This is a genomic window from Streptomyces sp. NPDC001663 (assembly GCF_042893105.1).
In the GTDB taxonomy this organism is placed as follows: Bacteria; Actinomycetota; Actinomycetes; order Streptomycetales; family Streptomycetaceae; genus Streptomyces.
The window spans coordinates 203,117-220,808 of record NZ_JBIAUR010000009.1; the positions used below are offsets into that span (position 1 = coordinate 203,117).

At 71.5% G+C, this 17,692-nt stretch carries 15 protein-coding genes and 1 pseudogene; 7 read left to right on the plus strand and 9 right to left on the minus strand.

Going from position 1 to position 17,692, the window contains the following annotated elements:
- The first annotated feature begins 220 nt into the window (after positions 1-220).
- Together ACFY1L_RS28655 and ACFY1L_RS28660 are read left to right on the plus strand one after the other, a co-directional pair.
- Positions 221-811, plus strand: a complete 591-nt coding sequence (locus ACFY1L_RS28655; RefSeq protein WP_388830406.1) for an adenylate kinase — start codon at positions 221-223, stop codon at positions 809-811.
- A 339-nt stretch (positions 812-1,150) separates the two neighbouring features.
- Positions 1,151-2,422 carry an alpha/beta hydrolase gene (locus tag ACFY1L_RS28660; protein ID WP_388830409.1) on the plus strand — a complete coding sequence of 424 codons (1,272 nt, stop codon included), beginning with the start codon at positions 1,151-1,153 and terminating at the stop codon, positions 2,420-2,422.
- Between the two features lie 141 nt (positions 2,423-2,563).
- On the opposite strand, the gene ACFY1L_RS28665 is transcribed toward ACFY1L_RS28660, so the two are convergent.
- On the minus strand, positions 2,564-3,709 hold the full coding sequence (locus ACFY1L_RS28665) for an MFS transporter (RefSeq protein ID WP_388830412.1): 1,146 nt from the start codon (positions 3,707-3,709) through the stop codon (positions 2,564-2,566).
- 146 nt (positions 3,710-3,855) lie between these two features.
- Between ACFY1L_RS28665 and ACFY1L_RS28670 the strand changes: the two genes are divergently transcribed.
- A complete protein-coding gene (locus tag ACFY1L_RS28670) occupies positions 3,856-4,278 on the plus strand; it encodes a pyridoxamine 5'-phosphate oxidase family protein (protein ID WP_388830415.1) in 423 nt (140 codons plus the stop codon).
- 43 nt (positions 4,279-4,321) lie between these two features.
- Here the strand turns inward: ACFY1L_RS28670 and pflA are convergent, their stop codons facing one another.
- The 6 genes and pseudogenes from pflA to ACFY1L_RS28700 all read right to left on the minus strand — a co-directional run bounded on the left by pflA (position 4,322) and on the right by ACFY1L_RS28700 (position 10,398).
- Complete coding sequence (gene pflA / locus ACFY1L_RS28675) at positions 4,322-5,068, minus strand: pyruvate formate-lyase-activating protein (protein WP_388830418.1); 747 nt, start codon at positions 5,066-5,068, stop codon at positions 4,322-4,324.
- On the minus strand, positions 5,065-7,323 hold the full coding sequence (gene pflB / locus ACFY1L_RS28680) for a formate C-acetyltransferase (protein ID WP_388830421.1): 2,259 nt from the start codon (positions 7,321-7,323) through the stop codon (positions 5,065-5,067). The genes pflA and pflB overlap by 4 nt, the downstream gene beginning before the upstream one ends.
- A gap of 160 nt (positions 7,324-7,483) precedes the next feature.
- Complete coding sequence (locus tag ACFY1L_RS28685) at positions 7,484-8,119, minus strand: vitamin K epoxide reductase family protein (RefSeq protein WP_388830424.1); 636 nt, start codon at positions 8,117-8,119, stop codon at positions 7,484-7,486.
- A gap of 113 nt (positions 8,120-8,232) precedes the next feature.
- Positions 8,233-8,550: pseudogene (locus ACFY1L_RS28690) on the minus strand (hypothetical protein); the annotation flags it as partial.
- A gap of 203 nt (positions 8,551-8,753) precedes the next feature.
- Positions 8,754-9,380: a hypothetical protein gene (locus ACFY1L_RS28695; RefSeq protein ID WP_388831089.1), complete on the minus strand. Its 627-nt coding sequence runs from the start codon at positions 9,378-9,380 to the stop codon at positions 8,754-8,756.
- A gap of 190 nt (positions 9,381-9,570) precedes the next feature.
- Entirely contained in the window at positions 9,571-10,398 is an 828-nt protein-coding gene (locus tag ACFY1L_RS28700) for a universal stress protein (protein ID WP_388830427.1), read from the minus strand.
- A gap of 241 nt (positions 10,399-10,639) precedes the next feature.
- On the opposite strand from ACFY1L_RS28700, the gene ACFY1L_RS28705 reads away from it, so the two are divergent.
- Positions 10,640-11,038 (plus strand): STAS domain-containing protein, encoded by a 399-nt coding sequence (locus tag ACFY1L_RS28705; RefSeq protein ID WP_388830430.1) that lies wholly within the window; start codon positions 10,640-10,642, stop codon positions 11,036-11,038.
- 20 nt (positions 11,039-11,058) lie between these two features.
- Here the strand turns inward: ACFY1L_RS28705 and ACFY1L_RS28710 are convergent, their stop codons facing one another.
- Complete coding sequence (locus tag ACFY1L_RS28710; protein ID WP_388830433.1) at positions 11,059-12,051, minus strand: Acg family FMN-binding oxidoreductase; 993 nt, start codon at positions 12,049-12,051, stop codon at positions 11,059-11,061.
- 266 nt (positions 12,052-12,317) lie between these two features.
- Here ACFY1L_RS28710 and ACFY1L_RS28715 point away from each other — a divergent pair, with 266 nt between their 5' ends.
- The 3 genes from ACFY1L_RS28715 (at position 12,318) to ACFY1L_RS28725 (ending at position 16,041) form a co-directional block, all read left to right on the plus strand.
- Positions 12,318-12,893, plus strand: coding sequence for a hypothetical protein (locus ACFY1L_RS28715; protein ID WP_388830436.1), 576 nt, complete (start codon positions 12,318-12,320; stop codon positions 12,891-12,893).
- 187 nt (positions 12,894-13,080) lie between these two features.
- Positions 13,081-15,714: a LuxR C-terminal-related transcriptional regulator gene (locus tag ACFY1L_RS28720; protein WP_388830439.1), complete on the plus strand. Its 2,634-nt coding sequence runs from the start codon at positions 13,081-13,083 to the stop codon at positions 15,712-15,714.
- 114 nt (positions 15,715-15,828) lie between these two features.
- Entirely contained in the window at positions 15,829-16,041 is a 213-nt protein-coding gene (locus ACFY1L_RS28725) for a hypothetical protein (protein ID WP_388830447.1), read from the plus strand.
- 9 nt (positions 16,042-16,050) lie between these two features.
- On the opposite strand, the gene ACFY1L_RS28730 is transcribed toward ACFY1L_RS28725, so the two are convergent.
- Entirely contained in the window at positions 16,051-17,460 is a 1,410-nt protein-coding gene (locus tag ACFY1L_RS28730) for a DUF2252 domain-containing protein (protein ID WP_388830450.1), read from the minus strand.
- Between the last annotated feature and the right edge of the window lie 232 nt (positions 17,461-17,692).

The window sequence follows — 17,692 nt, forward strand, 5'->3', positions numbered from 1 at the left end:
TGTCCGGCCGGATCGCGCTCCTCACCGGAGCGGGGGCACCGCCGAAGTGCTGACGAGTGGCCACGTCCGGCCTCCTGGCCCGACACAGGTGCCCGAAAGACCCGCAGCCACGTGCACGGCCCGTTGGCATGCTGACGGCGAGCCCGTACGGCAACGCCGAGCCGCCCGACCGGACATGCGGCAGACCGACACCCCGCGACAACAGGAAGGCACACCCCTGATGCGAATCGTCCTCATCGGCCCTCCCGGAGTGGGCAAGGGCACCCAGGCCGCCCTGCTCAGCCGACGGCTCGGCATTCCCCACATCTCGACCGGGGACCTGTTCCGCGACCACGTCCGACGGCTGACGCCGCTGGGACGAGACGCGCAACGCTACCTGGACGCGGGGGAGCTCGTGCCTGACCACGTCACCGCCGGTATGGTGCGACGACGTCTGGAGGAGCCGGACACCGCGCGGGGCTTCCTGCTCGACGGCTTCCCCCGCACCGTCCGGCAGGCGCGCGAGCTCTCCGCCATCCTGGCCGAGACCGGAACGCCCCTCGACGCCGTCCTGGAGCTCACCGCACCGGAGGACGTGGTGGTGGCACGCCTGCGCAGCCGCGGGCGGCCCGACGACACCGAGGAGGTCATCCGTCACCGGCAGACGATCTACCGCCGCCGGACGGCTCCCCTCCTCGCCCACTACGCCGTCCTGCTGCTGACGGTGAACGCCGTCGGAACCGTCGAGGACATCGGCGACCGCGCCCTGACAGCTCTCGCGGACCTGTCTGCGGGGGCCGCCGAGGCGGGTACGGAAGACGGGGCGGCGTAAGGAAGAGGCCCACGGCACCAACTGGGGCTGCGGCATTGCCGGAGATGCGCGGCGACCGAAATCGTCCGCCGGTGCACCGCGCGGCTGCCGGCCGCGTTGAGCCGGCTCGCTGTCGCGGGCCGCCAACGGCGCCCCCTCGCATCCGCTGCCCCAGTGACCTGGTGGCGCTGGATGCCATCCAGTACGGCTCGCGTCCCCGGGCCGGAGATCCGAGGTGCCGCATCGACTCGCCTCCGAGGATCGCCGCCATACGGGTGAGGAGTGGCACACAAGCGGACGGAACGCACCGGGCCCGTGAACCCTCTAGCCGTACGGAAGCCTGGCAGCAAGGGACGCACCATGAACCTCACCAGCTGGACGACGGTGTACGTACTGGCCGCACTGACCACTGCGTTTGTGGCGCTCACGGTGTGGCAGTGGCCGCGCCTGGCCCGGCCCGGGTGGGCGGCGGTCACGGCACGGCTCGTCACCATCGGCGTGACACAGCTCGTGACGATCACCACGCTGTTCGCCGCCGTCAACGCCGACTACCAGTTCTACGGCTCCTGGAGCGACCTGTTCGGCAGCGACAGTACGGCGCCGGTCGCTCTCACCGGTACGAACTCCTCCGGAGGGGTCACCGGCATCAGCAACACGCACACGGTCCTGATCCAGCCCGGCGACGCCTCCCTGCTGAACCACGTCTCCGGCGTACCGACCGGCCCGGCGGCGCTGAACGGCCGGGTCGAGTCGGTGCGGGTCGTCGGGCGCCGGACCGGCGCGATCGACCCCGCATTCGTCTACCTGCCACCCCAGTACTTCCAGCGGGCGTACGCCCGCCAGCGCTTCCCCGTCATCGTGGCCATGAGCGGCTACCCGGGCAGCATCTTCAACCTCGCCCAGCATCTGCGGGTCTGGCAGTACTCCCAGGCGCTGACCAAGCAGGGGAAGATGCAACCGACCGTCATCGTCGAGATCCGGCCGACGATCGCCCCGCCCCGCGACACCGAGTGTGTGAACGTGCCCGGGGGGCCGCAGACGGAGACGTTCCTCGCCAAGGATCTCCCGGAAGCCCTCAAGTCCGCCTATCGGGTGGGCCACAGCGCCACCGCCTGGGGCGCCCTCGGCTACTCCTCCGGCGGCACCTGCGCCCTGCAGCTCGCCCTGCGCGACCCGCACGCCTACACCTCCGCGGCGGCCCTCTCCCCCGACTTCCAGGTCAAGGAGGACCCGACCACCGGCAACCTGTTCGGCAGCGGCACGGCCCGGCAGCTGCGGATCGACTCCCACAATCTGTTCTGGCGGCTGAAGCACCTGCCGATCCCGCAGGTGTCGGTCCTGGTCGCCGCGAGTAGGCACGGAGACGAGGACATCTACCCGAAGGCCCAGGAATTCCTGCGCCTGGCAAAGCCCCCGCTACGCACCGCATCGATCGTCCCAGACAACGGCGTGCACAACTTCAACACCTGGACGAGCGAGATGCCCGCCGCCCTCACCTGGCAGAGCCAGCAACTGATCTTCCCGCAGGACGTGCTGCCCCGTCACATCACCAAGCCCGCACATGGCAAACCGGCCATCCGGGCAGACGGCGAGCCGTCGCCGCCCGCGACCGAGCGCCGGCCGACGCGGTAGGGCCTCCGGAGGGAGCGGGAACGGAGGAGTGTCCGGCCGAGGGCCGCAGGAGTAGCCGGCGGGCGACCGTGTCTTCGGCACGCGATTGGTTGCTGGGTCTGGCAGCCGCAGTACTCGCACATCTCATGACTCCGGCTGCGCTCAGTGGGAGTGAGCGGTCGGCGTCCGGCGGACGAGCGCGTGCCGTACGCCGGTTTCGGTGAAGGCCAGCGCTGCCGCCCCGACCACGCCCAGCAGGATCAGGCCGATCGCGTACGAGCCGTACGCGCCGTACAGCGAGCCCATCACCAGCGGCGGGACGAAGCCGCCCAGGCCGCCTGCCGCGCCCACGACGCCGGTGACCGAACCGACCTTGTTCGCCGGGGCCAGCAGGGCCACCAGCGCGAACACCGCGCCGCTGCCCGCCCCGAGGGCGGCGGCCATGGCGAGGAACGCGATCGTGCCCACCGGCGCCAGCGCCGGAGTCGCCGACTGGGCAGGCGCCCCGGCCAGCACCACCGCGAGCGTGCCGGCCAGCACCCGCACCGGTCCGACGCGGTCGGACAGCCAGCCGCCGATCGGTCGCATCGCCACGGCCAGCAGCACAAAGCCGGCCATCCGGTTCGCCGCATCCGCCTGGGTGAGGCCGTAGCCGGTCTTCAGATACGTCGGCAGGTAGACGGAGAAGGCGACGTAGCCGCCGAAGGCCACCGCGTACAGGGCGGACGCCTGCCAGGTGACGCCCAGGCGCAGGGTGGCCGCCGGTCGGCGGGCCAGCGGCTCGGTGGGCACCGTGCGGCCGGGGGCATCGCGCAGCACCAGCGCGGCCACGAGGACGTAGGCGGCGAGGACGGCCGCGGTGATCAGGAAGGGTGTCGACATGCTGTGCGCGTCGACCAGCTTCACGGTGGTCAGAGCGCTGATGGCGGTGCCGCCCATGCCCATCCCGAAGATGCCGATGGCCAGGCCCCGCCGCTCGGGCGGGAACCACGCGTTGACGAAGGGCACACCGACAGCGAACGCGGTGCCGCCCATGCCGAGGAAGAACCCGCCGACCAGAAGCGCACCGAGCGAGGAGTGCCCGGCCAGACCGAGATAGAGGACAGGAACGATGGTGGCCGCGGACACGATCGGGAACATCACACGCCCGCCGAACCGGTCGGTCAGCGCACCGACCGGGATGCGGCCCAGGGCGCCGACCACGACCGGCACGGCCACCAGCAGCGACTGCTGCAACGACGACAGCTCCAGCGTGTCCTTGAACCGGGGTCCGAGCGGGCTGAGCAACGCCCACGCCCAGAAGTTCACGGCGAACGCCTCTCCCGGCTGCTTCCCCTACAGCAAGGTGGCTGCGCCGGCCCTGGGAAACAAAGGTTTGTGGTCCGGCCTCGCGGTGACGTGGAGGGGGCCGACCGGCCCTACCCTCTCGAGCCACCCACAGAGACGATGGACTGATGTTCCAGGACGACGCCTCTCGTGGACTCGACCGGCAGGAATGCCTGCGGCTGCTGGCCAAGGTGCCGGTCGGCCGCGTCGTGTACACCTGTCAGGCGTTGCCCGCGATCCTCCCGGTCAGCTTCTCCCTGGACACCGACGCCTCCGTCGTACTGTCCACCTCGGCGGGCTCCGACCTCGTCCGCGCGATCGACGGCGTCGTGGTCGCCTTCGAAGCGGACGAATTCACGGTGCCGACCCAGTCCGGATGGAGCGTCGTCGTCACCGGCCGGGCGACCGCGGTGACCGACCCCGACGAGCACGAACGGCTGGCGCAGTCCGGCCCGCGGTCCTGGATGCCGCTGGGGGAAGCGGTCTTCGTACGGATCGAGCCGGAGATGGTCACCGGACGCGAACTCAAGGGCAACGTCGGCATGCAGTGAGGCTCAGCGGTTGTCGGCAGCATCACTGTCAGGCACGCAGGGATCAGTAGGCGTTCAGCCCCAGTTCTCGGAACTGTTCCCGGACCCGCCCGACCAGGTCGGGCCCTGGGGTCGGCGTGTTCCGCAGGCGGAAGGGCACGTCGAGGGCGTCGTACTTGGCGGCGCCGAGTTTGTGGAAGGGCAGGACGTCGACGCGTTCGACGTTGCCGAGGCCGGAGAGGAAGCGGGCCAGGCCGTAGATCGCCTCCGGTGAGTCGGTCCAGCCGGGGACCAGGACGTAGCGGATCCACGTCCGAATGCCGAGCCGGTCCAGGCGGGTGGCGAAGTTGAGGGTGGGGGCGAGTTCGCCGCCGGTCAGCTCCCGGTAGGTGCGCACGTCGAAGGACTTGATGTCGAGGAGGACCAGGTCGGTGTCGGCGAGGAGCTCGTCGGTGGCGCGGGCGCCCAGGAAGCCGGAGGTGTCCAGGGCGGTGTGCAGACCGAGTTCCTTGCAGCGCCGCAGCACGGCGGCCGTGAAGGCGGGCTGGAGCAGCGCCTCGCCGCCGGTGATGGTCACCCCTCCCCCGGCCGTGGTGACGAAGGCCCGGTACTTCTCGATCTCGGCCATCACCTCGTCGACCGTGGTCTCCCGTCCGTCCCTCATGTGCCAGGTGTCGGGGTTGGCGCAGTACAGGCAGCGCAGCGGGCAGCCGCTGACGAAGAGCACGAACCGGGTCCCCGGACCGTCCACTCCGGTGGACAGGTCCCAGGAGTGGATCCGGCCCGTCACCGGCTCGACGACGGTGTTCACAGCGATCCGTGGAAGGTACGGCTGATCACGTCGAGCTGCTGCTCGCGGGTCAGGCGGACGAAGTTGACGGCGTACCCGGAGACCCGGATCGTCAACTCCGGGTAGTTCTCCGGGTGTTCCATGGCGTCCTCCAGGACGGCCCGGTTCAGGACGTTGACGTTCATGTGGAACCCGCCGGCGGCCATGTACGCGTCGAGGATGCCGACCAGGTGGCCCGCGCGCTCCTCGGGCACGTGGCCCAGGCCCTCAGGGGTGATCGTGGTGGTCAGCGAGATGCCGTCGCGGGCCTGCTCGTACGGCAGCTTCGCGACCGACAGCGCGGAGGCGGCCACCCCGTGCCGGTCGCGGCCGTTCATCGGGTTGGCGCCGGGCGCGAACGGCTGTCCGGCTCGGCGGCCGTCGGGGGTGTTGCCGGTGTGCTTGCCGTACACCACGTTGGAGGTGATGGTCAGCACCGACTGGGTGTGCTCGGCGTCCCGGTAGGTGGGGTGCTTGCGCACCTTCTCCATGAACGACTCCACCAGGCGGACGGCGAGGGCGTCGGCGCGGTCGTCGTTGTTCCCGTACATCGGGAACTCGCCCTCGGTCCGGAAGTCGACGGCGAGGCCGGTCGCGTCCCGGATGACCTTCACGCGCGCGTACTTAACGGCCGAGAGGCTGTCCGTCGCCACTGAGAGGCCGGCGATGCCGCAGGCCATGAAGCGATGCACGGGGTGGTCGTGCAGGGCCATTTCGAGGCGCTCGTAGGCGTACTTGTCGTGCATGTAGTGGATGACGTTGAGCGTGTTCACATACGTCTCGGCCAGCCAGTCCAGGACGCGGTCGTACGCCGCCGACAGTTCCTCGTAGTCCAGGCAGTCGCCTGTGAGGGCGGGCATCTCCGGGGTGATCTGGTCGCCGGTCATCTCGTCGCGACCGCCGTTGACGGCATACAGCAGGGCTTTGGCGAGGTTGACGCGTGCCCCGAAGAACTGCATCTGCTTGCCGACCGCCATGGCCGACACGCAGCAGGCGATCGCGGTGTCGTCGCCGGTGCGGGGGCGCATCAGATCGTCCGACTCGTACTGGACGGCACTGGTGTCGATCGAGACCTGGGCGCAGAACTCCTTGAAGCTGTACGGCAGTTGGGGCGACCACAGCACGGTCAGGTTGGGCTCGGGGGCCGGGCCGAGGTTGTAGAGGGTCTGCAGGAAGCGGAAGGAGGTGCGGGTGACCAGGGGGCGGCCGTCCGTGCCGATGCCACCGATGGACTCCGTCACCCAGGTGGGGTCGCCGGAGAACAGGGCGTCGTACTCGGGGGTGCGCAGGAACCGTACGATGCGCAGCTTGATGACGAAGTCGTCGATCAGTTCCTGGGCGCGGGTCTCGTCGATGATGCCCGCGTCCAGGTCGCGCTGGAGGTAGACGTCCAGGAAGGTGGAGGTGCGGCCCAGCGACATCGCGGCGCCGTTCTGCTCCTTCACGGCGGCCAGGTAGCCGAGGTACAGCCACTGCACGGCCTCGTGCGCGGTGGCAGCGGGGCGGGAGACGTCGCAGCCGTACGTCGCTGCCATGCGGGCGAGCTCACCCAGTGCCCTGGTCTGCTCGGCGAGTTCCTCGCGGTCGCGGATGACGTCAGGGGTCGAGGGCTGTGCGTCGAGCCGGGCCCGGTCGGCCCGCTTGGCCTCGATCAGCCGGTCGGTGCCGTAGAGGGCGACGCGCCGGTAGTCGCCGATGATCCGGCCGCGGCCATAGGCGTCGGGCAGTCCGGTGATGATGCCGACCTTGCGGGCGGTGCGCATCTCGGGGGTGTACGCGTCGAAGACGCCGTCGTTGTGGGTCTTGCGGTAGGTCCCGAAGACCTTGGTGACGAACGGGTCGGGCTCGTAGCCGTAAGCCCTCAGGCCGTTCTCGACCATTCGCAGGCCGCCGTTCGGCATGATGGCGCGCCGGAGCGGGGCGTCGGTCTGCAGGCCGACGATCAGTTCCCGTTGGCGGTCGATGTAGCCGGGGGCGTGCGACGTGATCGTCGACGGCGTAGCGGTGTCCACGTCGAGGATGCCTCGCACACGCTCCTCCGGGAACAGCGCGCTGACCTTCTCCCAGACGGCCCGGGTGCGGCCGGTGGGGCCGGCCAGGAAGGCCGCGTCGCCCTCGTACGGCGTGTAGTTGGCCTGAATGAAGTCACGCACGTCGATGTGCTCGCGCCACTCCGTCCCGGCGAACTGCCGCCAGGCGTCGGCGGTCCCGGTACCGGCTGTCACGGTCGCGGTCATCACAGGTCCTCTCCCTGAACGTGTCCTTCGTGGTCCATGCTCGTGGTCCGAAGTGATCGCACGAAGTGCCGGACAGGGCACGCGCCGGTCCCGTCCGGCACCGGTGCAAGGGGACCTTCGGCCCTCCTCGCGCACACCTGTCCCCCGCCGCCGTGGTCGGCTAAAACAGGCTGCTCCAGTACGGCCAGAAGCGGGTGAGCACGAGCGCCCCGATCACCCCGTACCAGGCGGCGAGGAGCATCCAGTGCGTGTCCCGTACGAATGTGAGGACGCCCTGCGGCACTGGGAAGACCCCTCGATCCAGGCAGTGCAGGGTGAGGCACCAGAACAGGGCGATGGTCACGACCCAGACGACCGCGCAGTACGGGCAGATCTTGTTCAGCTGGTACAGCGACTGCCCGATCAGCCAGTGCACGAACACCACCCCCGCCAGCGCCCCCGCATCCAGCGCCAGCCAGAGCCGTCGGCTCAGACACGCCCCGGTGAGAACGGCGATGCCCAGCGCCACCACGGCGGCGAATGCGGCCAGCCCCAGCAGCATGTTGGGGAAGCCGAACAGGCTGCCCTGCCGGCTGGACATGACGCTGCCGCAGCTGACGATCGGGCTGATGTTGCAGGGCGGTTGGTAGGCCGGGTCCTTCAGCAGCCGCCAGTCGTCCACGGTGAGCTGGAACGAGGCGAGCCAGCCGATGAGTCCGGTGAGGAGCATCGCCCAGGCTGTCCGCCGACTCGCGCCGACTGTGGCCGTCCGTCCGGTGGCCGCCTCGTCCGGTGCGACGGCAGGCGCACGGCTCATGCGGCGCCTCGTGTGGTGTGCGAGGCCGTCGGCGCGGTCACCACGGGGGGCGTACCTCGGTGGCGGTAGACCAGGTACGGGCGGGTGAGGTAGCCGATCGGGACGCTCCACGCGTCCCAGTCGGCGCGCACCAGGCCGCCCTTGCCGCGGGCCGGCTTGTACGCCCGGGCCTTCGCCGGGTCGGAGGTGATCTCGGCCCAGGCCGCCGCCGGATCGCCCAGGCGCCGCCGGGCCTCGCGCCACAGCTTCAGCAACTCGCCGCGCACATACGGGTATCGGACGCGGCTGGGCGAGTACGTGTACCAGGAGAACGACGCCCCGCGCGGGCAGCCGCGCGGCTCGTAACGGCGCGTCAGCAGTCTCCGGGCGGCCAGCGGCCAGCCTTCACCGGCGCGCGACGTCTGACGTCGTGCGTTCTGATCGTTCTCCATGGCCAGGAACGCTAGGTGGCGCGCATCCCGGCGCACCTGGGCTGGCGGTCCCTGCGTCACGGCCCTGCGGCCCAATCCGACAGGCCGTCACCGGGACCAATGGCCCCGGTGACGGGGGCCGGTCGGCGCGGGAGTCGGCCGGAAAAGCCGGGGCACCGTCGCAGCGCTGCGGCGGTGCCCCGGTCGGGGACGGTCATGTCCGGTCAGAGCAGCCAGCGGTTGCGGCTGACGAAGGGCAGGCGTGCCCATGCCCTGCCCAGGCCCCAGGTGGCTCCGGCGCCCGCGGCCGCGAGGGCGACGAGGACGACGGCGTAGACGATGTGGTAGTCGGCGAACGGGTTGGGCGACATGCTCGGCGACCCGTCGGACAGGTGCTTGGCGGGCGGCCATTCGGCCAGCCACATCAGCGCCATCATCGCGGTGCCGGCCACGGCGGCGATCCGCAGGCCGATGCCCGCGATCAGGGCGAGGCCGATACCGAGCAGGCCGAGCATGAACAACCAGTCCGCCCAGCCGGCGCCGGCCCAGTCGTGGAAGGTGGACTCCATCGGCCCGGCGGCGACCGAGCCGAGGAAGCCCTTGGTCGGCGAGCCGCCGTCGATCCAGCCCCTGCCGGACGGAGTGGCGTAACCGAATCCGAAGGTCTTGTCGAGGAAGGCCCACAGGAAGACGAACCCGGTCAGCACGCGCAGTGCGGCGAGGACGTGCGCGCTGATCGCCGTCATGACAAGAGGCGTGGTCGCCTCGGCTGACTGATGGGCCGTCATGGGCCTGCGCATCGACGGGAGATGGAACCGCACATGCCGTTGCGGGTGGTCGTGGACTGCCATGGTCCTCATCCCTTTCAGGGTGACACGCGGGGTGTTGACGACTCCTGTTGTGCTCTGGACTCTCGTTGCGCTTTCAATGTCCCGCTTCGGCCACCCGCGTCGGAGGGGCTGCGCGGCCCGTGCCGCAGGGCCGAACGTCCTTGCCGTACGGGCCTGTTCAGCTGGCGGCCGCGCGTGGCGGAGTCGGTCGTCAGGTCGGCACGACGACCACGGGGCAGTGCGAGCGGTGCAACAGGGTGTGCGCGACCGGACCCGGGCGCGGGCCGTGCCGGTCCGTGCGGCGATGGGCGCCGATGACGACGACGGCGGCATCCCGGGTGGCCTCCAGCAGCGCGTGCGCCGGCCCCGTGCGCACCGTGCGCGTCTCGACGCCGACCTCGGGATGCCTCTCCCGCAGCCCGGCCAGGGAGAAGCGCGGCACGGCGGCCTCGGTCGCGTCGCGCTGGGCCAGGTCCCGTTGCCCCGGGCTGGTCGCGGGTATCGGCGAGGGCATTTCCGGCGCGATGTGCCGGTGGGACCAGGAGTGCAGGACGCGCAGTGGGGCACCGCGCCGCTCGGCCTCCTGGAAGGCGTAGGCCGCTGCGTCCGCGTCGGTGTCGCCGCCCAGCCCCAGCAGGACCTCGCTGCCCTCGTCGCACCGGTGGTCGCCGCGCACCACCAGCAGGGGGCCGTGGGTGTGCCCGGCCAGCCGCAGACTCACCGAGCCGAACAGCAGCCCGGTGATCCCGCCGAGCCCGCGGTTGCCCACGACGGTGAGGACGGCGCCGTCGCTCTCGCGCAGCAGCGCCTCCACCGCGCCTCCCTCGGCCGCCGCGGTCACGACCGGCAGGCCGGGATGGCGGGCGCGGATCCTCGAGGCTGCCGACGCCAGCACGGGCCCGGCCTCGTCCAGGTCGGGGACGGCATGGACGAGGCGCAGGGCGGCACCACGGCGTTCCGCCTCCCGCGCCGCCCAGTCCAGGGCCCGTACGGCGGTCAGTGAGCCGTCCACTCCGACGACCACGTGCTGGGCAGTCATGTCGTGATTCCCTTCTGTGCTTCCATACCGTCGGATCCGGACAGGGCCGGTGCGGGCGGATGCCCACCCCTCATGCTGGGGCGGAAAGTTGGTCACGGAACCGGGCCATCGGTCCCGGTCGTGCCGGAGAGCGACCCTCAGCGCACGGTGTGCGATCACATGGAGCCGCCCGGCCTCTCACGCCTCCACACAGGGCCGACCGGCCCTACCGCCGGTGGCGACACGCGGCTTTGCTCTCTATATGGCCGAAAAGCACACCAGGCCCGAGCTCTGCCACACGGAACGTGTCGTCGGCGGCGCAACCGTGGTGGAAGTGCGCGGCGAGATCGACATCCTTACGGCGTCGCCGCTCTCGGCGCGGATCGACGCCCTGACCGCCGGCCGGCGCCCTGACCTCGTGCTGGACCTGCGTCCCATGACCTTCATCGACTGCAGCGGACTGCGGGTGCTGTGCCGGGCGAGAAACCGGGTGCTGGCCCACGAGGGCAGACTGCGGCTGGTGAACCCCGACGGCCACTTCCTGGTCATGCTGCGGACCACGCACCTGGGCGGCGTCTTCGAGATCCACCCCGATGTGCCCACGGCTCTCTTCGGCGACCGAAACGACGACGCCGTCTCCGTCGCGGCGGGTCTACAGTGACCGCCCGCCGACGGGAAGGGCTAGCGGTTCGGCACCTCCGTGTCGAGCACCGCGCGCGGGGCACGGCGCGGGGTGGCCGGACCCTCCGGGCCGTAGCCGAGCCGGATCAGCATCTGCGGATGTCCGGTGTGGTCGGGGTCCGGGCTGAGGAAACGGCGCAGGTCGGGCCATTCCATCGGTTGGTGCAGCAGGGATGCCCGCAGGCCGAGGGCCGTGGCGACGAGCAGGACGTGTTCCAGTGCCTCCCCGGCGCGCAGCCAGTCCGTGCGGCGGTCGTGCTCGGTACGGAGCAGGGCGATGGCCGGGGCGATCTCGAAGTCCTTCGCCGACAGCCGCTCGGGGTGCCGCTCGGCGGTGAAGTCCCGCATGGGCAGGCGCTCACGCGCGTCCTGGGGGCCCAGTGCACTCTGCGGGAGGCCGGTGTCGTCGGGACCCCGGCGAACCCAGCGGCGGCTTTCCGTGCCCCGGTCGGCGTCGGCCCGGTTGCGCTGCTCGGCCTGCGCACTCAGGCCCAGCAGACGTGCCGTCTCGGCTGCCTCGGGAAAGGTCAGCGAGGCGCCTTCGGTGTGGGCGGCCTCGGCGAGTTCGGCGCGTTCCTGCGGCGGCAGCGGCCTGCCGGTGAACGGGAGGCGGCTGCTGTGCCGGCGCCAGATCGCCGGGTAGAGGTCGCCGCGGTGCTCCGTGGTGGACCGGCGCAGGGCCCCCGTGGGCCGGACGACGGCGAGCAGTCCGGGGTCCTCGGGGCGCGGCAGCAGGCGTACGACGGGAGTCCAGCCGAAGTGGGACACCGCGACGCGGAGGTTGAAGACGGAGGCACCCACCGACAGGTGGAGGGCACGGCCGACGGGATCGGCGTGGTGCAGGCTGCGCTCCGGGGCCGCGCGGACCTCGAAGGCGAGGGTCTCGGGGTCCAGCCTGAAGCGCCACGGCTGGGTGTTGAAGAACGAGGGTGCGGCCACGGCCGCGGCGATGCAGGCTTCCAGGGTCTCGGCGTCGAGAGGCGCGGATCGCATCGTGTCCTCCTCCCGTACGGGACGGAACAGGTGCTGTTGCCTTCCGAGGGTGGGAGCGCGGCGGCACCGCGGTCAGGGGCCGTTGGTCCCTCGTCGGCGGCCGGTCAGGCCACCGTGGGCCGGCGGGGCGAGGGCGGGCCACGGGGCCGCACGACCTACCGGGGTCCCGCACATGGTCCCGGTCGGCCCCACTGCTCCGCCTGCCCGGCCCATGCCGCCGGCAGCCACCGGATGCAACGGTCGTGGAAGTGACGTCGAGGAGGTGCATGGCGATGCGCGCAGGCGGGCGACGAAGGAAGTGGCTGTGGCGATGGCGGGCCAACCCGCTGCGCCGCCGGGACGATGTTCTCGAGGCGTGGCTCGTCCTGGCCGTCTGGGCGCTCATCGCGGTCGGCGGCACCCTCGCCGGTATGTTCACCGCCCGGGCCGCCGCCGACGACTTCGCGCAGCAGCGCGCCGAGCGCACCCCCGTACAGGCGGTCCTTCTCACGGATTCGTCACGGGCCGCTTCGAAGGGCTATCAGGCGCTCGTGAAGGTCCGCTGGACCCAGGCCGACGGCTCCACCCGCACCGACAAGACGCTGGTGGACGGCGGACGGAAGGCCGGATCCACGATCGTGATCTGGACGGACCCGCAGGGGAACCTCACCACCCGGCCGCCGAGCGGCACGGACGCGTCCGTCGAGGCGGGCTGCCTTGGCGCCGGGTCGGCCCTCGCCGTGACCGGCCTGGCCTTCGGGGGCTACGGCGCCGCACGCTGGTGGCTGGACCGCCGGCGCATCGACGAGTGGGGCAGGGAGTGGGATCTGGTCGGGCCGCGGTGGGGGCACAAGACGGGCTGATCGGACCGTCAGGGGGCCGTGGATCCTCCGATCAGGAGCGTTCGGCCCAGTGCAATGGGGGCCACTGGACCCTATGTGTCGCGACAGTCCCCGGGAAAACTGATTCCATGGCGAGGGGGGCGCTGCAAACGGCCTGACGCAAGCGGTGGTGAGCGCAGTGGCTGCAATTGACGAGAACGCTGCAGGAATGGCTGTCACCGGCGTGGATCCCTTCGGAGACCCGATTCTCCGCACCCGGTTCGCGCTGCCGGTGCGGCCCGCCACGTTCCTTCGGCGGCAACGGCTGCTCCACCACCTCGACCAGGGGCTCGGGACACCGCTGACCATGGTCAACGGAGCCGCGGGCGCGGGCAAGACCCTGCTGGTCGCCGACTGGGCCGCCGGCCTGGGGCATCCGGTGGCGTGGCTCACCGTCGAGGCCGAGGACCGGCGCCCGGGTGTGTTCTGGGCGTACGTCCTGCATGCCCTGCGTGCCTGCGGCGCGCCGGTCACCGACGAGGTCGGCTGCCCGGCCGACGCGGTCCGGGTGGACCACCGACTGCTGGCGACGCTCGCCGCCGAGCTGAACGGCCGTGACCGGCCCACGACCGTGATCCTCGACGAGTTCGACCGGGAGACGTCCCCGGAGGTCGCCGAGCAGCTGGAGTTCGTACTGCACCACGCCGGGCGGGGGCTGCGCCTGGTCCTCGTCACCCGTACCGAGCCGATGCTGCCGTTGCACCGGTACCGGGCAGCCGGCGAGCTCACGGAGATCCGCGGAGCGGAGCTGGCCTTCACGCCCGATGAGGCCGTCACGCTGCTCGAGCTGCACGGGCTGTGCCTCCCCGTGGAGGCCGCCCGCGCCCTCGTGGACCGCACCCGGGGCTGGGCAGCCGGCCTGCGTCTGTGCGCCCTCGCGGCTCGCCAGAGCTCGGACCCGGAGACGTATCTGAAGGAGTTCGAGGCGGACCGGAGCACGGTCGCGGACTTCCTGCTGGCCGAGGTGCTCAAGCGGCAGCCGGAGCAGACACAGGACCTGCTGCTGCGCGTCAGCGTCCTGGAGCGCTTCTGTCCCGAGCTGGTCAACGCGCTGACCGGTCGGGACGACGCCGAGCCGATTCTGGCCCGGCTGCATCGCGCGAACGCGTTCGTCGAGGACCTCGGGCACTCGTGGTACCGCCTGCACCCGCTGTTCGGGGAGATACTCCGGGCCCATCTGCGGGTGCGCTCCCCCGGGTCGGAACCCGAACTCCACCGGCGGGCCGCGCAGTGGCTGCGGCGTTCCGGTTCCCTGCCGGAGACCCTCGCGCACGGCGCCGCCGCGGGCGACTGGGAGTTCACCGCGGACGCCCTCGTCGACGACCTGGCGATCGGCGAGCTCTTCACCGGCCTGCGCAGCGACGACCTGGGCCGGCTCTTCTCCGGGATGGGACCGGACGTCCACAGCGCCGCGACGGACGTGGTCCGGGCGGCCCGTGACCTGTCCGGGCGGGATCTCGACCACGGCCTGGCCCACCTGCACCACGCCGAGGAACGGCTGGCCTCGGGCGCGCCGGCGACGGCGCTGCTGAGCTGCGCCCTGCTGGAGGCACTCGCGGCCCGGCTGACCGGTTCCCCCGGGCAGGCGGAACAGGCCGCCGAGGCCGCGGAGGAACTGCAGCGTGAGGTGCCCGCGCACCTCCTGGACAAGCACCCCGAGCTCTCCGCCCTCCTGCTGAGCCATCTGGGCTCCACGCGTCTGTGGGCCGGACACTTCGAGGACGCGCGCGCGGCCCTGTCCGCGGCGACCGTCTCCCCCGGCGGAGCCTCCACCGTGTTCCCCCGCGAGGACTCCCTGGGCCATCTGGCGTTGATCGACTACCTGACCGGCTGGCCCGGCAGGGCGGAGAAGAAGGCCACGGCGGCGCTGACCGAAACGGAGCGCCACAGCCTGCCCCGGCCGTCCGGCTCCGGCATCGAGCGGCTGGTCCTGGCCGCCGTGGCCGTCGAGCGCAACGAACTGGGCCGGGCCCAGACCCTCCTCGACGAGGTGACCGCACTCCACTCCCCGCCGCAGGACCCGGTCACGGCGGCGGTGCGGGCCATCGTCACGGCGCGTCTCCTGCTGGCCCGGGGCGACACACGAGCCGCCGTCGACGCCGCGAACCCAGCCGTATCCGCCGCCGTGACCTCACCGTGGGCGGAGAGCCACGAGGCACTGGTCGCCTCGGCCGCCCAGCTGGCGCAAGGGCATCCCGAGGAGGCCGCCGAACTGCTGCGCGCCGTGCCCGACGACGAACCGGCGTGCGCTGTGGAGGCCGCCCGCCTCCACCTCGCCACCGGCCGTCCCGACACCGCGATCGACCTGCTCGACGGCGTCCACAGCGAGAGCCGGTCCGGACCGGCGGTGGACGTCCGGGCAGCGCTGGTGCGGGCCCAGGTCGCGGAGCAGGCGGGCGACGCCGGCACCGCCTCCAGGCTCGTCGCGCACGCACTCGTCGACGCCCGGCGCGAGCAGCTGCGCCGTCCCTTCCTCGAAACCGGACCGTGGATCAGGCCCTTGCTGGCCATGGCGCCGCTCCAGCAGCTGGCCAGGGGCTGGCTCACGCCGGCCGCGCCACCACGGGGTGACGGCTCCCGATCCCGGACAGGGCCCTCCCCCCTGGTGGTGGAGGAGCTGAGCGAACGCGAACGCCAGGTGCTGCGCCGGCTCGCACAGCCGATGTCGACCCAGGAGATCGCCGCCGACCTGTTCGTATCGGTGAACACGGTGAAGACCCACCTCAAGAGCGTCTACCGGAAGCTGGCGGTGAACCGGCGCAACGACGCCGTGCGCCGGGCCCGCGACCTGCGGCTGCTGTGACCCCGCGGCACCGGCTCACCTTTCCGGGGTGAGGTTCGGCGGGACGGCGCGCGGGACGATCGCAGAGAAGGGCGCCGTACGCCGGCCGCCACGCCGCCCACGGGAGAACAGCCCATGCGCTACGAGATCCGCGTCGACGGACACATGTCGGAGACGCTGACCAAGGCATTCCCGGAGCTGGATCACGTGATGATGGCTGGTCAGACGGTCCTGTACGGCCCTGTCCTCGACGAGGCTCAGCTGTACGGGCTGCTGGCGCGCTGCCAGTCGCTCGGACTGCACGTCGTCGAGATGCGGCAGCTGCCGGAGCGGGCGGACACCCAGTGACGTTGCGCCTCACAGCTGCTCCACGGTGACCCTGCCCGAGCGGGCGGCCGCACCCAATGCCTTGAAGTCCCGCTCGTTCTGGTCGGCGTAGGCCTGGGCGAACACGGTGAGCGCCCGGTCGAAGCGGTCGCTGCCGCCCAGATAGGCGGCGATGGCGACGGGATCGCCGGAGCGGGCGTGCGCCCGGGCCAGGGAGGCTCCGCACAGCCGGGCGAACAGGCGGAGCATGTCCGGCTCCATGGTTTCCGGCCGGGCGATGCCCTTCCAGTCCCGCAGTTGGCGGACGTAGAAGTCCCGCTCGTTTCCGTCGAGGCCGACGACGTGGGTCCAGCCCAGGAAGATGTCGCTGGTCGTCTGGATGAGGCGCTGTCCGCAGACCACCCGGCGGCCTTGGTTGTCGTAGTGTTCGCCGTGCGTGTGGGCGGCCAGCACCGACTCCTGGGCCTCCTTGGCCTGCAGCAGCAGGGGATCGTCGTCGTCCCTGCCGAGCAGCAGCAGGATCCAGCAGCGGGTGCCGACGCTGCCGACGCCCACGACCTTGCGGGCGATGTCGACAAGTCGGTAGTGGCGCAGCAGATGCCGGCGTTCGGCCGACAGGGTGTGCGCGTAGTCGTCCAGGATGACCTGCAGTTCCTTCTCCTGTTCCGCGGCGCCCGAGTCGGCCGTCAGGTCCCTCAGCGGGGTGATCAGCGGCGGGTCCGCGGCGAGGCGGCGGCCTTCGGCGGAGGCCTCGGTGAGTTTCTCGAAGGCCTGGAGATGGGTGCGGGTGCGGGCCTTCGCCGTCGCCTCGTCGGTGCGGCGCCTGGCCTCCTTGTCCATGGACGAGGCGAGCAGTTTCCGCATGTGGTCGGCGTCGTCCTGGGCGTACCAGATGTCGAGGGTGCCCATGCCGGCGAATTCGCGCATCCGCTCCCGGTAGGCCTGCACACACGTCCGCACCGCGCTGTTCTGCTCCTTCAGCGGGAAGCCGTTGGCACGGGCGGCGATCACGAAGCTGGCGGCGAGCCGCTTGACGTCCCATTCGAAGGGCCCGTCCAGCGTCTCGTCGAAGTCGTTGATGTCGAAGACCAGATGGCGCTCGGGCGAGGCGAGCAGCCGGAAGTTGAGCAGATGGGCGTCTCCGCACAGCTGCACCCGCAGTCCGGTGTCCGGGAACCGCCCGAGGTCCATGGCCATGATCGCAGCCGCGCCGCGGTAGAAGCGGAACGGTGACTCGAGCATGCGTCCGTAGCGGATGGGCACCAACTCCTGTACCCGGGTGGCGGACTGACGCTCGATCACGCCGATCGGATCGGGCCGGTCCGGCCCCGCCTCGAATTGGCTGTGGCCCGCACGCGACACACGCGTGCGCGCGCTCCTTCCGTATGCCGTTCGTTCGGCCGCCGGCAGAAAGGCGGTGAAGATGTTCGGTTCGGTCATGGCCCGACCTCCTGGTGCGTGCGGGCAGCCGTCAGAGCCCTCGTTCCGTCGTTTCTTCGCGCCTGTCGCGGCAGGCCGGTGAGCGGCTGCGTTTCCAGCGCACCGCCGCGGCGGTGCGGACGGATCACCCGTAGTGGGTGACCCGTCGCCCGGGGCCGCGCGCGAGGCTGGCCCGGTGAGGGCCCCGCACACCACCCTCCGGCGGTCCGGAAGCAACCGCTCGATCGCGCAA

Coding starts and splice junctions, on each gene's coding strand:
- ACFY1L_RS28730 (WP_388830450.1), bottom strand. CDS start 17,460: ATGACCGAACCGAACATCTTCACCGCCTTTCTGCCGGCGGCCGAACGA.
- ACFY1L_RS28715 (WP_388830436.1), top strand. CDS start 12,318: ATGGCGATGCGCGCAGGCGGGCGACGAAGGAAGTGGCTGTGGCGATGG.
- ACFY1L_RS28710 (WP_388830433.1), bottom strand. CDS start 12,051: ATGCGATCCGCGCCTCTCGACGCCGAGACCCTGGAAGCCTGCATCGCC.
- ACFY1L_RS28720 (WP_388830439.1), top strand. CDS start 13,081: ATGGCTGTCACCGGCGTGGATCCCTTCGGAGACCCGATTCTCCGCACC.
- ACFY1L_RS28700 (WP_388830427.1), bottom strand. CDS start 10,398: ATGACTGCCCAGCACGTGGTCGTCGGAGTGGACGGCTCACTGACCGCC.
- ACFY1L_RS28695 (WP_388831089.1), bottom strand. CDS start 9,380: ATGGCAGTCCACGACCACCCGCAACGGCATGTGCGGTTCCATCTCCCG.
- ACFY1L_RS28670 (WP_388830415.1), top strand. CDS start 3,856: ATGTTCCAGGACGACGCCTCTCGTGGACTCGACCGGCAGGAATGCCTG.
- ACFY1L_RS28685 (WP_388830424.1), bottom strand. CDS start 8,119: ATGAGCCGTGCGCCTGCCGTCGCACCGGACGAGGCGGCCACCGGACGG.
- ACFY1L_RS28705 (WP_388830430.1), top strand. CDS start 10,640: ATGGCCGAAAAGCACACCAGGCCCGAGCTCTGCCACACGGAACGTGTC.
- pflB (WP_388830421.1), bottom strand. CDS start 7,323: ATGACCGCGACCGTGACAGCCGGTACCGGGACCGCCGACGCCTGGCGG.
- ACFY1L_RS28660 (WP_388830409.1), top strand. CDS start 1,151: ATGAACCTCACCAGCTGGACGACGGTGTACGTACTGGCCGCACTGACC.
- ACFY1L_RS28725 (WP_388830447.1), top strand. CDS start 15,829: ATGCGCTACGAGATCCGCGTCGACGGACACATGTCGGAGACGCTGACC.
- ACFY1L_RS28655 (WP_388830406.1), top strand. CDS start 221: ATGCGAATCGTCCTCATCGGCCCTCCCGGAGTGGGCAAGGGCACCCAG.